This is a genomic window from Arthrobacter sp. WCS2018Hpa-7 (assembly GCF_031843805.1).
GTDB lineage: Bacteria > Actinomycetota > Actinomycetes > Actinomycetales > Micrococcaceae > Arthrobacter.
Genome location: NZ_JAVTJB010000023.1, coordinates 24209 through 39457, shown reverse-complemented (window position 1 = coordinate 39457; position 15249 = coordinate 24209). Strand labels below are relative to the sequence as shown.

10 protein-coding genes are annotated in these 15249 nt (G+C 64.5%); 4 read left to right on the top strand and 6 right to left on the bottom strand.

Going from position 1 to position 15249, the window contains the following annotated elements; all coding sequences use genetic code 11:
- Window positions 1-46: 46 nt before the first annotated feature.
- Entirely contained in the window at window positions 47-2734 is a 2688-nt protein-coding gene (locus RQH14_RS19500) for a GNAT family N-acetyltransferase (RefSeq protein ID WP_311214781.1), read from the bottom strand.
- Between the two features lie 54 nt (window positions 2735-2788).
- On the opposite strand from RQH14_RS19500, the gene RQH14_RS19495 reads away from it, so the two are divergent.
- Window positions 2789-5305 (top strand): DNA topoisomerase IV subunit A, encoded by a 2517-nt coding sequence (locus tag RQH14_RS19495; protein ID WP_311214780.1) that lies wholly within the window; start codon window positions 2789-2791, stop codon window positions 5303-5305.
- Between the two features lie 88 nt (window positions 5306-5393).
- Here RQH14_RS19495 and RQH14_RS19490 read toward each other — a convergent pair whose 3' ends face one another.
- Window positions 5394-5777, bottom strand: a complete 384-nt coding sequence (locus RQH14_RS19490) for a VOC family protein (protein WP_311214779.1) — start codon at window positions 5775-5777, stop codon at window positions 5394-5396.
- A 128-nt stretch (window positions 5778-5905) separates the two neighbouring features.
- Here RQH14_RS19490 and RQH14_RS19485 point away from each other — a divergent pair, with 128 nt between their 5' ends.
- On the top strand, window positions 5906-6424 hold the full coding sequence (locus RQH14_RS19485) for a DinB family protein (RefSeq protein ID WP_311214778.1): 519 nt from the start codon (window positions 5906-5908) through the stop codon (window positions 6422-6424).
- A gap of 6 nt (window positions 6425-6430) precedes the next feature.
- On the opposite strand, the gene RQH14_RS19480 is transcribed toward RQH14_RS19485, so the two are convergent.
- From RQH14_RS19480 to RQH14_RS19465, 4 genes are read right to left on the bottom strand one after another with little or no spacing between them, the layout of a single operon-like run.
- Window positions 6431-7441: a GNAT family N-acetyltransferase gene (locus RQH14_RS19480; RefSeq protein WP_311214777.1), complete on the bottom strand. Its 1011-nt coding sequence runs from the start codon at window positions 7439-7441 to the stop codon at window positions 6431-6433.
- A gap of 9 nt (window positions 7442-7450) precedes the next feature.
- Window positions 7451-10861 carry a thiol reductant ABC exporter subunit CydD gene (gene cydD, locus RQH14_RS19475; protein ID WP_311214776.1) on the bottom strand — a complete coding sequence of 1137 codons (3411 nt, stop codon included), beginning with the start codon at window positions 10859-10861 and terminating at the stop codon, window positions 7451-7453.
- Between the two features lie 7 nt (window positions 10862-10868).
- Window positions 10869-11948: a cytochrome d ubiquinol oxidase subunit II gene (cydB, locus tag RQH14_RS19470; protein WP_311214775.1), complete on the bottom strand. Its 1080-nt coding sequence runs from the start codon at window positions 11946-11948 to the stop codon at window positions 10869-10871.
- Window positions 11949-11965: 17 nt separating this feature from the next.
- The gene (locus RQH14_RS19465) at window positions 11966-13558 is read right to left on the bottom strand and encodes a cytochrome ubiquinol oxidase subunit I (protein WP_311214774.1); all 1593 of its coding nucleotides are present in this window, start codon (window positions 13556-13558) and stop codon (window positions 11966-11968) included.
- A 280-nt stretch (window positions 13559-13838) separates the two neighbouring features.
- Here RQH14_RS19465 and RQH14_RS19460 point away from each other — a divergent pair, with 280 nt between their 5' ends.
- Complete coding sequence (locus RQH14_RS19460; protein ID WP_011774471.1) at window positions 13839-14225, top strand: BlaI/MecI/CopY family transcriptional regulator; 387 nt, start codon at window positions 13839-13841, stop codon at window positions 14223-14225.
- Between the two features lie 5 nt (window positions 14226-14230).
- Window positions 14231-15217, top strand: a complete 987-nt coding sequence (locus RQH14_RS19455) for a M56 family metallopeptidase (protein WP_311214773.1) — start codon at window positions 14231-14233, stop codon at window positions 15215-15217.
- The last annotated feature ends 32 nt before the right edge of the window (window positions 15218-15249 follow it).

Genomic DNA, 15249 nt, shown 5'->3' with positions numbered 1-15249 from the left:
TCACAGATCGCTTGGTGACTTCCTAACCGTGCGTCCCGCCCTGTGGCTAACTTCGCATTGCACGCCGCGCGCTGTCAGTTCGCTGTGCGGCGTTGCCAATCCAGACGTCGGCACCCAGGATCGTGGCTCCTGAGGGGCCGGCCAGGACGGGGTTGAATTCCACCAGCGCAATTCCCGGGTGGTCGTCCTTCAGCCTGGCAAGCCTGGCAGCTATGTCCTCCAAGGCAGCCACATCCACCGCAGGCAGCCCCTGGTAACCGAAGAGTTTCCTGGAGGCCCGCGGGGAGCGGATGACGTCGTGCAAGTCCGCAGCTGAGAGCGGCGGTACCCGGTGGGCCCAGTCGTCCAGCAGGTTCACGGCATCGCCGGCCAATCCAAAGGAGAGCACGGGCCCCAGCAACGGATCCTCAATGGCCCGGAACGTACAGGCCTGTCCCACAGGAGCCATGGCCTGGACCTCAAGGGACGGCGATCCGTACGGTTCCAAAGCCCGCCGCATCTGTGCAACATTGAGGCGCAGCGATTCCGCGTCCTGGATGTCCAACCGTACGCCGCCAAGGTCCAGCCGGTGCCGGAGGGCTGGGTCTGTGGTCTTCAGGACCACAGGCCAACCCACCGTCTCAGCCGCCTGCACGGCTTCGTCCGGCGTACCGAATCCCAACGTGGGCACCACAGCGATGCCGTAGCCGGCAAGCAGCGCCGCGGCAGCACCGGCGTCGAGCTTCCTGATTTTTTCGCCGGTGACACCGGCCAGCATCGCCGTCAATGTTTCCCGGGTTCCTTCCACGTCGCAGCCATCCGGTTCAACGAACAAGCCCTGGTCCCTGTCGCGCCACTGCGCGTAGCCAACGATGGCCGCGAGGGCAGCCACGGCGGCGCCCGCATTGGAATAGCACGGGAGCACGGGTTTCCCGGCGGAACCCACCATCCCCTCCACGTGGACGGACGGGTCCAGGATTCCGGTAAACGCGGCAACAACGGGCTTCCCTGCCTCCGCAGCGCATTCTGCCAGGACACCGGCCAGCGCCTCTACGGTGAGTCCCCTCGCAGGAAGAAGCGCGGCAATCACGGCGTGGACGGAGGGGTCGGCCAAACTTTCCATGAGGCTGGCCCGAAGTGCCGGGAGCGCAAGCGACATACCGGCGTCGAGGTCAACGTCCGTGACCAGCCGGTTCACCTCCAAGCCGAGCGGACCAGCACTGTCGGAAACCACTTTGCCCAAGGCCACCGAATTGGAATAGACGGCAACGCCGGGGCCCTGGGGCAGCGCCTGGGAGGACACAATCTGGGCGATGTCCACGAGCTGCTCAATGGTTTCCACGCGGATGACTCCGGCCTGGCGCATCATGGCGTCCACTGCTGCAGCCGGGGCTTGGGTGGTCCGCACTTCGTGTCCGGGCGGCAGGCTCAGGCCCGTCACGTCGGACTTGGCGACGATCACCGGTTTGCTCCGCGACAACCGGCGGGCCAAGCGGGAAAACTTACGGGGATTGCCGATGGATTCCAGATACAGGCCCACTGCGGAAGTGTCGGCGTCGTCCTCCCAATACTGCATGGCATCGTTGCCGGAAACGTCGGCACGGTTTCCCGCCGAGAGGAAGGAGGACAACCCGAGCCTGCGACGGCTGGCGGCTGCATAAACAGCAACACCCACAGCAGCAGATTGGCTGAACAGGCCCAAACTTCCCCGCGGCGGCATGGTGGGTGCCATGGAGGCGTTGAGGGATACGGCCGGGTGGGTGTTCAGTATTCCGAGGGACTCCGGGCCGATCACCCGCATCCCGTTGGCCCGGGCCCGTCGCACCAGTTCGTGCTGCCGCGCCAGGCCCTGCTCACCGTCATCGGCAAAGCCTGCAGTTGCCACCACGATGCCCTTGACGCCGGCAGCAGCGCAGTCGTCCACCACCTTCGGAACTTCCTCGTACGGAACGGCGATGATGGCCAACTGCACAGGTCCCGGTATTTCGGACAGCTTCCCGAACGAAACCATGCCGGCAAGTTCGAAAGCTTCCGGATTTACGGCGTAGACCGGGCCCTTGAACCCGCCTTCAATGATGTGTTCGAGCAATTGGTAGCCAACGGTCCCCCATTTACGGCTGGCACCGATGACAGCCACCGACGACGGCGACAACAAGTCGCGCACGCTGCGGGCCTCGGCGCGGTGCTCACGGGATTCCATGACGGCCCGCGACTTCTCCGTGGGATCGATGTTGAATTCAACACTCACGACGCCGTCGTCGAATTGGCGGGTGAGGTCGTAGCCGGCGTCGGCAAAGACCATCAACATTTTCCTGTTGTCCGGCAGGACTTCGGCGGTGAAACGCCGGATGCCGTTCTCGCGGGCAGCAACGGCCAGGTGCTCCAGGAGGATCGAGCCGATCCCGCGGCCCTGATGGGCGTCGGAGATATTGAACGCCACTTCGGCTTCGTCAGGGTCATCCAGGCGGTCGTAGCGGCCGATGCCCATGATCTCGCCGCCGATGGTGATCACGAAGGCCACCCGGTTGATGTGGTCCACTTCGGTGAACCGCCGCACTTCCTTGCCCGAGAGCCGGGGCTTGAAGGAAAAGAACCGCATGTAGATCGACGCCTGCGATTGGCCCGCATGGAAGGCCTGGAGGGCATCGGCATCCTCGGGCCGGATAGGGCGAAGGTGGGCGGTTCCGCCGTCGCGCAGGACGACATCAGCCTCCCAATATTCCGGATAAATGCCGACGCCGGGCTGATCCACCATAGGCTTAGCCTAGCTAAAACATCCGCAGTACAACTTCAAGGATTCACCGACCCCATGGCCCGCAGCCAAAAATCAGCACGGACAGCCGAACCCCTCGGCGATTTCACCGAGAACATCGTGGACATCGACGTCACTTCGGAGATGGAGGGCTCCTTCCTGGAGTACGCCTACTCAGTGATTTATTCGCGTGCGCTCCCGGACGCCCGCGACGGACTGAAGCCCGTTCAACGGCGCATCCTGTACATGATGTCCGACATGGGCCTTCGCCCGGATCGCGGACACGTTAAGAGCGCCCGCGTGGTGGGCGAAGTCATGGGCAAGCTCCACCCCCACGGCGACACCGCGATTTATGACGCCATGGTGCGCATGGCGCAGGACTTTTCCCTCCGCCTGCCGTTGATCGATGGCCACGGCAACTTCGGATCGCTCGACGACGGACCGGCAGCACCGCGGTACACCGAGGCACGACTGGCAGCGGCCGCGCTGACCATGACGGATCACCTTGACGAAGACGTGGTGGACTTCGTCCCCAATTACGACAACCAACTGACCCAGCCGGATGTCCTCCCTGCAGCCTTCCCCAACCTGTTGGTCAATGGCACCACGGGCATCGCGGTGGGCATGGCAACGAACATGCCTCCACACAACCTCGTCGAGGTCGTCGCCGCTGCACGCCACCTGATCGCCAACCCGAGTGCCACGCTGGATGACATCGTGAGGTTCATCCCGGGTCCCGACCTTCCCACAGGTGGCCGGATCGTCGGGCTTGACGGAATCCGTGATGCCTACGCCACGGGCCGCGGTTCCTTCAAGACCCGCGCCAAGGTCGAGGTGGAACAGTTGTCCGCCCGCCGGACCGGCCTGGTGGTCACTGAACTGCCTTACATGGTGGGCCCGGAAAAGGTGATCGAGAAGATCAAGGACGCCGTCAACGCCAAGAAGCTGACCGGCATCAGCGATGTCGTGGACCTCACGGACCGCAACCACGGCTTGCGCTTGGTCATCGAGCTCAAGAACGGCTTCAACCCCAACGCCGTCCTCCAGCAGCTGTACCGCTACTCACCCATGGAAGATTCCTTCGGGATCAACAACGTCACGTTGGTGGACGGGCAGCCGCAGACGCTGGGGCTCCTGCAGTTGCTGCAGGTGTACGTCGAGCACAGGCTCACCGTGGTGCGCCGCCGTACGTCCTTCCGCCTGGGCAAGAAGAAGGACCGCCTCCACTTGGTGGAGGGCTTGCTGATCGCGATCGTTGACATCGACGAGGTCATCCAGATCATCCGTTCCTCCGACGAAGCCTCTGCCGCCCGCGAGCGGTTGATGTCCATCTACGACCTCACCGAGATCCAGGCCAACTACATCCTGGAACTGCGCCTGCGGCAGCTGACTAAGTACTCCCGGCTCGAACTGGAAAAGGAACAGGACGAGCTCCGCCGCGAAATCGAGGCACTTGAGGCCATTCTGGCCTCCGATGAGTTGCTCCGCGACCTTGTCTCCGGCGAATTGGGGGTCATCTCCGAGAAGTACGGCACACCCAGGCGCACGGTGTTGCTGGAATCCGAAGCCGTCTCCCCCACCGTGGCTGCAGCCCTCGCGGCCTCCACTCCCGGCCCAAAGGGCAAGGCCGCGGCGTTGCCCCTGGAGATTCCTGATGACCCCTGCTGGGCCCTGCTCAGCGTCTCAGGCCAGATCGCCAGGACGTCCAACCAAGAGCCGTTGGCCGAAGCGGGACCCCGGGCCAAGCACGATGTCTTCCGTTCGGTGGTCAAGACCACTCCCCGGGGCGAGATCGGCGCGGTGACATCGCAGGGGCGCATGCTGCGCCTGCAGGTCATGGACATGCCCGTCCTCCCCCCGACGTCCGGCCTGCCCAACCTTGCCGGCGGCGTACCGGCGAAGGACTTCATCACGTTGGTCAAGGGCGAGACACTGGTGGCGTTCGTTCCCTTGGATGCCATCCTCGCTATTGGCACCGTTCAGGGCATCGTCAAGCGGGTCCAACCGGACTACCCGTTGAACCGCGAGGACTGGGAAATCATCGCACTGAAGGATAAGGATTCGGTCCTCGCTGTGGAACCGGCACAGGAGGACGACGTCGATCTCGTCTTCGTGACGCGGCAGGCACAGTTGCTCCGGTTCAGTGCGTCCAACGTGCGGCCGCAGGGCCGCACCGCGGGCGGTATGGCCGGCATCAAGCTGGCCGCCGGCGATGATGTGATCCACTTCGGCACCGTACGCGCCAACGATCCCGCCGCCGTCGTCGTCACCATTGCCGGTACCAATGGCGCCTTGCCGGGCACGGCCCCCGGCACCGCGAAGGTGACCGCCTTCGAGGAGTATCCCGCCAAGGGCCGGGCTACCGGTGGCGTCCGGGTGCATCGCTTCCTCAAGGGCGAAGACACCCTGCTGCTGGCCTGGGCGGGACATGGCCCCGCCAAGGCGTCGTCGGCGGCCGGCGTGGCTCGGTCCCTCCCGCACGAGCACGGCCGCAGGGATGGCTCCGGCGTGCCGTTGTCGCAGCCGGTGGAGGCCCTCGGACCGAGCATGGCATGGGCTGAAGCGGCAGAATAGCCGCAGGGGCTTTCCGCCAGGCACGGCAAAGGCCGGGGGAATATACCTCCGGCCTTTGTGATGCCGTGGCCATGAGCCACCGCATGGGCTAGCCGGTTTGGTTGATGCTGAGGATGTTTCCTTCACTGTCCAGGAACCACGCCGCAGCGCTGCCGTCAGGCATCGTGGCAACGCCGTCCTCGGTTGTCAATCCAGGGAAGTCGTAGTCCTCAAACGTGACACCCTTGCCGCGCAGTTCCTGCACGGTGGCCTTGACGTCATCGACGGTCCAGCCCATCTGGGTGTTCTTCGCGGACCCGGCATTGGATGTCTGGTAAACGAAGAATCCCGTTCCATCGCCGCACCTGTACTGGAGGTTGTCGTCGGCGTCCGGATTTTCGGGTTCCTGTCCGAGTTTTTCGCTGTAGTACGCGCGGGCCCGGGCTAGGTCCTGTGCCGGTAGGACGGCACCAACCTGCTGATCCTTGAGCATGTCTTTCTCTTTCCGGCTCTCCCCCCGGAACGAACTCTACTCTTCGGCGGGTCGCTGCGTCATGCGAAAACGACACCATATTTCGCGGTCCACAACGGGGTTGGCATGCATCGGCTTAGACTGGCGGCATGCCGATCATTCCTGACGAAAAAGACTGGACCTGGGTGCTCTCCCGGCCCTGCCCTGAATGCGGTTTCGACCCCGCCACCGTTACTCCCTCCACAGTGCCGGGTACGGTCTTGAACATGCTCCCCCGGTGGAGGGCTGTCCTCCGTCGTGAAGATGCGGCCGTCCGCCCGGACGACCACACGTGGTCCAACCTGGAGTACGCCTGCCACGTACGCGATGTCTTCAGCCTGTTCGACCAACGCCTGAACCTGATGCTGACCGAGGATGATGCCCGGTTCGCCAACTGGGACCAGGACCAGGCCGCCATCGATGGGGAGTACGGTTCCACCGATCCCCGAAGCGTGGCTGATGAACTGGAGGCGGAGGGCAGCGAGATCGCCGAGTCCTTCGCCCGGGTCACCGAGGATGACTGGCAGCGCACCGGGACGCGCAGCAACGGGTCCTCATTTACCGTGCTGACCTTCTCCCAGTACTTCCTCCACGATGTCGTCCACCATCTGCATGACGTGGACGGCTAGGACGGGCTAGAGCATCTTCTCCCACGTCATGCTGCGGTTAACGGGCGCATAGCCCATCCGAAGGTAAAGCTCCAGCGCCCCGGTGGGGTTGGCTGAGTCCACGTCCAGTGACGCTACCTCCATCCCGGCGTCGGTGTACCGGCGCATGGCATCCGCCAGCAGTACTTGGGCTATGCCACGGCCCCTGTAGGCGCGCCTTACGCCCAGGAGCTCCGTGTAGCCCTCCGTGAAGCCGCGGTCGGTTGCGGAATCGGGATCGAAGCTGGTCAGCTGGTATCCGGCCACCTCCCCCGTCCCTGAGTCAAGGACCACGGCGCTGAGATCATGCCGCGCAGTAGGTTCCTCGATGGTGAAGCGCCAGGACTCTTCGTCCCTGGGTTCACTCCCCCAGTGGTCCCTGAAAGCATCGTTGTGCGCTTGGCGTACGGGTTCAAAGAGCGTCGGATCCAGGGTCCTGAGTTCCAGGCCGGCACCCAGGGGCACTTGGGGCAGTTCGTGGGAAAGGGACCGGTGCATCTCATTGAACCAGCGGACGGCAGCATAACCATGCCCCATCAGGAGCGTCGCCTGAAGCTCGTGCTGTTCTTCTGTCTGGATGCGGAGCCGCGGCGGCGCGTCCGTGTGCCCGGCAGCTTGATCGGCGTCGAACCGCCTGCGCACCTGCTCTTCCTGCCACACCAGGACTGCGGAGCCGATCCCGCGTTGCTGCCATTCGGGATCAACGCACGCCGTTCCGTTGGCTTTGTCGCCCTCCGGGTTCTTGGAAATGCGTCCGTAGGCGCGTGCTGCGCCGTCTGCGTCGAAACCCAACAGGGTGCTCGTCTGCGGCGGGTTCTTGCTGGACTCCAGGATGTGGGCCAGGTCCCCGCGCTTTTCGTACCAGACGGGATGTTCGACGGCGGCCGTCCGGGCAATCAGGGCCGCCCAGTTGTCGAGGTCCTCCACAGTGACGGGCCGCCACTGCAGGCCTGTTGCGTCGGCGTCGGGCACGGCAGGGCTTGCGGCGTTGAAAGGCATGCCAACAGGCTACTGAGGGGTACGCTTTCCCACCAGTTCCGCCGCGCCCATATGTGGTGTCGCCGCAGCCTGGCCCGCGGGCAGCTCCAGCCGTGCATCTGCCGGATCAATGTCGTCACGGTTGTGCGTGACCAGGACAACCGTGACGTCCTTGAGGCCCCCGCGGAGAATGGCCATCATTTCCTGTGCAGAACCGGCATCCAGATGGGCGGTGGGTTCATCGAGCAGCAATACCGAGGCTCCGGTCAATAGAGTCCTGGCCATTGCCAGCCGCTGCCGTTCGCCTCCGCTGAGGAACGAACCGCCGGGCCCGATCCTGGCATCAAGCCCGTCCGGCAAAGCCTCCACCACCACATCAAGTCCGACGTCGGCCAGTGCCTTGTGCATCTCGGCCTCGCTGGGCTTCCCCGCGGCCGGACGGCTGAGCAGGAGGTTGCCGCGGATGGTGGAATCGAACAGGTGCGCTTCCTGGGGGCACCAAGCGGCAGTGCCCGTCAGTTTCGCCGTCCCCTGGGTGAGGGGCAGGAAGCCCAACAGCACGGACAGCAGCGTGGTCTTTCCCGCACCCGAAGGTCCTGTCACGGCGAGCCAACGGCCGGGTCCGGCTTCTGCGGTGATCCCGGCGAAGGCAGCGGGACCCCCGGGCCAGGCAGCCGTCGCGCCCGTCAATTCAAGCCCCGCTTTACCGTCGCGGTCCGGGAGCGGCCGCGGGCCGCCGTCGAGCTCTGTGCGCGTTACCTCGGAAGGGTCGGCGGCGGGAGCCTCCAACGCCCCGGTTTCAGCGACCCTGCCCAGCACGGCCGCGAGCGCCGGAGCCTGGCGGACCGCGGACACGATGCCACTGAAAGCGTCCACCAAGGCCAGCTGCATCAGGACAATCACAGCTACGAGTTCGGGGGGAACCACACCGTTGGCAACAGAAGGAGCGCTGAGGACACCTGCCCACAAGGCTGCCAGCGAGCAGGCGAGGACGATCACGGCTTGTCCGAGGCCTTCAGCCCATGCCGAGCGCTGGGCGGAGAGAGTGGCGTCGCGGTCTTTGGTCCGCAGATCCTTCAGGACCGGCTCGGCTACGGAGTTGGCGGTTAGTTCTGCCCGGGCGTCCAAGGCTGCGGCAACGCCGTGAAGTACCACAGAGCGCAGGTGCTGTTCGGCCTTGGCAGCGTTCCGGTCAGCCAGGACGGCAAGGAGCGGGGCGACGGCAAGTCCCACCAGGGACGCCAGCACCACGGCAGGCAGGGCAGCGGGCAGGACGATGGCCGTGGCGATGATCGCCGCTGCACCGACCCCCACTGCGGTGACGGGCGGAAGTGCCACACGTGGCAGGAGGTCCCGGAGGGTATCGACGTCATCCACGATTGCGCCAAGCACGTTGCCGCCCTGGAGAAGGCGCCTCAGTGACAGTGCCTTGCGGCTCAGTGTCGCCCACAGTGCTCCGCGGAGGCGGGTCATGGCGGCAAACACGGCGTCGTGGGTCAGGAGCCGCTCGCAGTAGCGCAGGACTGCCCTGCCGATACCGAAGAACCTGACGCCCACAATCGCGCCGAGCAAGTAGAGGATGGGGGGTTGTTCGCTGGCCCTGATGATGAGCCACCCGGACAAACCGGACAGTGCCACCGCGAACAGGGCAGCCAGCACGGCCACGATGCCGGCAGCGGCAAACTTCGACTGCACCGGCTTCAGTATTCCCATGAGGCGCTTCAGGCTGCCGGCCTGTGGGGCGGGCTGGGTGAAGTCCTCGATCCTGGATGTTTGGCTGCGTTCGCCGGAGGCAGCATCCAGGCTGTCACCAGTGCGCAAGGACCGAACCATGGGAGTGCCCTCGAAGCGTTTGTTTCCCACGGGTACCACGTGGTCCGCGAGCGCGCGGGTGGCGGCGTCGTGGGCCACCAGGATGACCGTGACGTTGCCTCGCAGTGACTCGATGGCGTTGCGGACCACGCTGGCTGAGTAGGGATCCAAGTGCGCGGTGGGCTCATCCAGAAGCAGCACCGTGGCGCCTGTCTCCACCCGGGCCAGTCCGCGGGCGAGCGCAACACGGCGCAGTTCGCCGGGGCTCAGTTCGGCGGGGTTCTTCGCTGCCAGGTGTGCTGCCTTTGCTTTCGACAGGACATGTGTGACGGCTTGGGCGGCATCGCCGTCGTACCCGTCAAGGTACAGGGACAGTTCTTCGTGGACGGTATCTGCTGCCATGACGGGGTGCTGCGGCACCCACGCAACGGCCCCCTTCCCGGCCCCTGTGACGGTTCCCGTCACGGCGGCTCCCGGCCCTGGGCCGATCAGACCTGCGAGGACGCCCAGGACGGTGCTTTTCCCGGCGCCGCTGTCGCCGTCGAGGGCTGTAATGCTGCCCTGCGGGGCGGTAAAGCTGATCGGCCCGACGGCGGCTGTGGACCTCCCGCGGTAGGTCACCGACAACGCGTCAACCACAACGCCGGACGGCGTGCTGTTGGAGGGTGCTTTGTCCGGCAGGGGCTGGTGCGCGGGGGCATCCAGCACCGCATTGGTGGTTTCCAAGGCGGCCCGGCCGTCGTCGCTGGCGTGGTGTGCAGTACCCAGCTCCCGCAGGGGCAGGTAGCAGTCCGGGGCGAGGATGAGCGCCAAAAGTCCGGCTTCAAGGGCCATGTCGCCGCCCACCAACCTGACGCCGATGAACACGGCAACAACGGCAACGGAGATCGTGGCAATGAGTTCGAGCGCCAACGCTGACATGAACGCTGTACGGAGGGTTCCCATGGTCCGGCTCCGGTACTGCTCCGAAATGTCTTCCAGGGCTGCGCGCTGTTCGGTGGCGCGGCCCAGGCCCACCAGCACCGGTAGCCCTTTGGCCAGTTCCAGGATGTGGCCGGAGAGTCTCCGGAGGGTTCTCTGGGCGTCCCTGACGTTGTCCTCCGTGTGCCGGCCAATCAGGACCATGAACAATGGCACCAGCGGAACGGTCAGGACGATCACTACCGCACTGATCCAGTCGGCAAAGAGAATCCTGGCCCCGATCAACAGCGGTACTGTGGCGCAATTGACCAAGGCTGGCAGGTACTGGGTGTAGTAGTCGTCCAGCGCATCCAGGCCACGCGTCGCCAGGATCGCCAGGCCGCCGTCGTTCATTCCTTCTGCCGGCGATGAAGCACCACCGGCGAGTGAGCGGCGCAGCAACTGCGCCCTCAACTCCTCCTTGACACCCAGGGCCGCCCGTCTGGAGGCGATGCCCTGGCCCCAGACCGTGACGGACCTGAGGACGGCTCCCACAGCACCCCAGACAAGTCCGCTGCTCCAGTCCCCCGTTCCGGAGGCGAGTCCTGCCAGCATTCCCGCCACGGCCTGGGCCATGAGCACCAGGGACAGCGCTTTGAGGGCGGACAGGAGCCCTATGGCGTAGAGCGCGGATCGGGTGGCGGGGCCGGAGGGGAACACGGGTTTCATGAGGCGGCTAGTCTCCCTTGGTGCCCGCGGCTGGCTGGCTGTCCTTGGAGATCAGGACCTTGGCAGCAATCGCCGGAAGGAAACCGTGCGCTTCAGGGATGTGCGCCGCGCTGACACGCCTGCGGAACACCCAGTAGGTCCAGGACTGGTAAGCGATCACCAAAGGCAGTCCTACGGCTGCCACAATGCTCATCAGGCCCAGCGTGTAGTCCGAGGATGATGCATTGGAGATGGTCAAGTTGAACGCTGGATCAAGGGTGGAAGGAATCACCACGGGGAAGGCTGCCCCGAAGATCGAAGCGGTGGCGCACACAATGAACGCACCCAGGGCACCGAAGGCCCGTCCTTCTGCCCCTGCCCGGGCCAACGTCCACGCCAGGATTACAGCCACGACTCCGGCCGCCACCAGCGCCCAGGTCCACGGCTTGCCGCTGAGGAATTGTACTGACAGCATCCAGCCGAACATCGGCAGCACCGCGAACGGCACCAACCGCACAAACCAGCGGCGGGCACGGTGCCGGACATCGCCGTCGGTCTTGAGGGCCAGGAAGGCAAGGGCGTGGACCAGGGCGAACGCCACCACACCGAAACCGCCCAGCAGCGCATAGCCGCTGAACCAGGACATCGGGCCGCCGCTGCGGTCTCCGTTGGCGTTGAGCGGAAGGCCCGTAGTGGTCAGCGCCAGGGCGGCACCAATGCCGAAGGCTGCGACGAAGGATCCGACGGCGATCGCCCAGTCCCAGCGGTTCCGCCAGCGTTCTGAGTCCACTTTGCCGCGGTATTCGAACGCGACAGCCCGGAAGATCAGCGCGGCCAGGACCGCCAGGAGCGGGAGGTAGAGGGCTGAGAACAGCGAGGCGTACCAGAGCGGGAAGGCCGCGAACGTGGCACCGGCCGCAGTGAGCAGCCATACCTCGTTGCCGTCCCACACTGGGCCTATGGTGTTAAGCAGCACACGGCGGTCCGTGTTGTTGCGGGCAAACAGCTTCATGAGCATGCCGACGCCAAGGTCAAAGCCCTCCAGGAAGAGGTAGCCCGTCCAGAGCACCGCGATGGCCACAAACCATATGGTTGGCAACAGTTCCATTGTCAGTCTCCCCTGTTCTAGTAGGCGAATGCCAGGACGTCGTCGCCGGACTTGTCCGGACCGGCGTCGTTCTTGTCGTCGTCGTCCGCGTCCTTGGCCTGGTGGGCCAACTCCGGCATCGCGGAGGCCACGCCGCCACGGATGTACTTGACCAGGAGCTTCACTTCGACCACCAGCAATACCGCGTAGATGGCGGTGAGGACCACCAGCGAGGTCAGGAGCTCACCGGCACTGACCCCCGGTGACACGGCGGCAGCAGTGAACATGAACACTTGGTCGATGCCGTTCATATCCGGGTTGGGCGCCACCACGAACGGTTGCCGGCCCATTTCAGTGAAGATCCAGCCCGCTGCGTTGGCGCCAAAGGGTGCGAGGATGCCAAAGACGGCGAGGCGCATGAGCCACTTCGATTGCGGTACTACGCCCTTGCGGGTCACCCAAAGAGCCAGCAGGGCGGCAAAAGCGGCGATCCCTCCGAAGCCGATCATCATGCGGAAGCCCCAGTAGGTCACTTCCATCACGGGCACGTACTGGATTTCCTGTCCCGCGCGGTCGCCATAGAGTGGGTTGTCCGGGAGGTGGGTTCCGTACTTTTCCTTGTACTCGCCCAGCAGGCTGTTGACGCCCTTCACTTCTGTTGTGAAGTCGCCCTTGGCCAGGAAGGAGAGGATGCCGGGTACCTCGATCACGGCGACAATGTCATCGCAGTTGGTGGCGCCAAGGTTGCCAACACTCAGGACCGAGAAGCCCGTGCCGTCGTGGCAGGCCGCTTCAGCGGCAGCCATTTTCATGGGCTGCTGTTCAAACATCAGCTTGCCCTGCAGGTCGCCCGTGATGGCGGTGCCGGCAAAGGAAATCATGGCAACAATGGCACCGATCCGGAGGCTCTTCATCCACACGGTGTAGTCGGACTTGTCCCGGCCCGGAATCGCAGCTTCCCCAGGAACCAGCTTGCCGTCCTTGCCCACGACGTCAATGCCGTCATGCCGGCGACGCCACAGGTGGTACCAAGCGATGCCCAGGAGGAAGGCACCGGCAACTGCCAGCGCACCGAACAGCGTGTGCGGCACAGCCACCAGGGCGGTGTTGTTGGTGAAGACTGCCCAGGCGTCGGTCATCACTGGCCGCCCGTCCACCATCTCCACCCCTACGGGGTGCTGCATCCAGGAGTTCGCCACGATGATGAAATAGGCGGAGAAAACCGAACCAATCACGGCGATCCACAAACAGGCAAGGTGCACGCCGCGCTTGAGTTGCTTCCAGCCGAAGATCCACAGCCCCAGGAACGTTGATTCAACAAAGAAGGCCAGCAGGGCCTCCAGAGCCAGCGGCGCGCCGAACACGTCACCGACGAACCGGCTGTACTCGCTCCACGCCATACCGAACTGGAATTCCTGCACGATGCCCGTGGCCACGCCCATGATGAAGTTGATGAGGAAGAGCTTTCCCCAGAACTTGGTCATCCGCAGGTATTCGGGCTTGCCCGTGCGGTACCAGATGGTCTGCATGATGGCCACCACCAGGCCCAGGCCGATAGTGAGGGGCACCATCATGAAGTGGTAGACGGTAGTGATACCGAATTGCCAGCGTGCGATTTCCAAGGCGTCCATGGCTGTCCTTTGTACGGCGGACCGAAGTACGATGACGTTACTTCTACGTTGCGTAGAAAACTGTTCTTCTACACAGTGTAGAACAAATGGCGGGCGACGAAACCCATTCTTCAAGTGGCGTAACCCACGCGCAAGGGCTCTCCGCGGGCCGCGGCGCGCCGAGAGTTCTACCTCACGTAGAATGAAGAGCTGAAAAGCGGTAGATTTATGGTGGAATGTTGGATCATCGCTCCCGGCAGCAGTTACCCTGCACCGGGAAGCGGAAGGTAGGGACGTATAGATGGCAAGTCTTGGGGAACTGGAACGGGCAGTGATGGATCTGCTCTGGGCAGGCCAGGAGGCTGCAACTGCCAATACCCTGCGCGATCTCCTGGCGCAGGATTCCGAGGCCGGAGACGGCACTGCGGGACATCAGGGCAAGGATTTGGCTGTGACCACGGTTCTGACCGTGCTGTCACGCTTGGAAAAAAAGGGGCTGGTGGAGCGTGAACGCGGTACGCGCCCGCACCGCTACCAAGCTGTTTCCAGCCGCGCGGACCACACCGCCGAACTGATGCATGAAGTCCTGGGCTCCGCTCCGGACCGCGAGGCTGTCCTGGCGCGCTTCATTGGTTCCGTCACCGAAAGCGAAGCCGCTACCCTGCGCAAACTGCTCGGCTACAATTAGCCACTATGTTCTGGACCTCATACCTGCTTGCGGTCCTGGCATTGATTTTGGCATGGCCCGTCCCGGTGCTGCTGTCCCGCGCCCAGTGGCCGGCACGCTCGCCGTTCACGGCCATGGTCCTGTGGCAGGCGATCGCCCTCGCCGGTGGATTGTCCATGATCGGCGCGATGCTGGTCTACGGCCTGGAACCCATTGGCGACAACCTCATAGCCGGGCTCAAGAGCCTGGCCGGGATGGTCTTCAACAACGAGCCCACCACAGCGTTGGGCTTTTGGCACCTCTTCGCACTGTCCGCGGCAGCCCTGTTGACCGCGCACTTGGTTTTCACCCTGCTGCTGACCTATTACAAGATAGAGCGCCAGCGGCGGCGGCACCGCGAATTGCTGGCCTTGCTTGCCTCACCGTCCGACGACGGCCCCGGCACCGTGGTCATCAACCACGACTCCCCCGTGGCGTACTGCCTCCCCGGTGGCGCACGATCCGTCACGGTGCTGTCCGACGGCCTGATGGCAGCCCTGGAGCCGGCTGAGCTCAGGGCCGTCCTCATCCATGAGAACGCACACCTGTCCCAGCGCCATGACCTCCTGCTGTGGGCTTTCGCCGCCTGGCGCCAGGCCCTGCCGTGGTTTCCCACCACGCGACTGGCCCAGACGGCGGTTAACTCCCTGATCGAGATGCTGGCCGATGACGTCGCTTTGCGGACCGAGAGCAAAGGCACCCTGATCAAGGCCATTGCGATCGTCGCCAGCGGAACCTCCCAACCTGCCATCGGAACCGGGGCGCTCAACGCCGGCGGGGCTGTGGTGGAAGGCAATGCCGTCAGTGCCACCGGAGGCGCCGACTCGCCACGCACGACGGCGTCACGCGTCAGCCGCCTCCTCTCACCTCAGCCGCCACTTACCAGAGGCCTGCGCATCCTTGTCCTGGTGGCATCGGCCTTGCTGTTGGCTGTGCCCACGGCGCTGTTGATCGTCCCCGGTCTCTTGGGCTGAACGGTGGACTCTTGGGCCGAGCGGACAAATAC